The organism is Gluconobacter sp. P1D12_c, assembly GCF_018812105.1.
In the GTDB taxonomy this organism is placed as follows: Bacteria; Pseudomonadota; Alphaproteobacteria; order Acetobacterales; family Acetobacteraceae; genus Gluconobacter; species Gluconobacter oxydans_A.
In genome coordinates, this window is record NZ_JACSIQ010000310.1 from 1 (window position 1) to 511 (window position 511).

1 protein-coding gene is annotated in these 511 nt (G+C 46.8%); it reads left to right on the forward strand.

The window, feature by feature from the left end; genetic code table 11:
• Positions 1–511 (forward strand): hypothetical protein (locus KP705_RS16915; RefSeq protein ID WP_215765104.1); only part of this gene is annotated, 511 nt, incomplete at both ends.

The window sequence follows — 511 nt, forward strand, 5'->3', positions numbered from 1 at the left end:
GATGATGAAGAAGCGTGTCATCAATGATGCTGAGCTTTTCACGAAGCGTGATGAAGGCGAAGCCACGATAGGTGTCCCTAAATCATTGGATATGTTCGGGCCCGATATTGCTATGGCTCTCTGTGTTGAGCCTTCTCTTGATGGTCGTGTCATCGTTGGTGATGAAATAAAATTCGAGCAGATGGAGAATAAGATTGTTGGGCTGATGCTCCCGCATCATGCTTTCTATAACGTCTCTGAACCCTGTCTTATGGTCCAGAATTATACGCAGACGCCTGACACTGAACTCGGCAAAAAGGCTCTCGAACTCATTGAAGTTGTCTCTAAGCGACACCATCAGCAGGTTATCGAAAAACTCCAAAAAATTGGATGCGATGCTCTAACGGGGCGTAATCTGTTTGCGTTGCGTGGTTCGTGGGAGCTTGGCAACAGGGATATCAATGCGGTGGATGATTCCGCAAAAGCATATATGCTTGACACTTACACGATATCTCACATGGGTAGAGGTGGG